Raw genomic sequence first — 248 nt, forward strand, 5'->3', positions numbered from 1 at the left:
CCTCATGCGAACCCGGCTCCAACGACGTAGTCCTCGGTGAGGATCAATCAGCGACCTCCGGACAAGGATTTTTGTAGAACCCCAACAGCGGCACCCGCATCCTCAACACCACCACCAGCGGCGCCCCCGCGAGCACTCCCGCCTACACCGGCGCCCGCTACGAACCCACCACCGGCAACCTCGACCTCCACGCCCGCCAGTACAGCACCACCACCGGCCGCTTCAACCGCCCCGACCCCGCACCCCCC

It is taken from the genome of Streptomyces niveiscabiei, assembly GCF_001419795.1.
Classification (GTDB): Bacteria; Actinomycetota; Actinomycetes; order Streptomycetales; family Streptomycetaceae; genus Streptomyces; species Streptomyces niveiscabiei.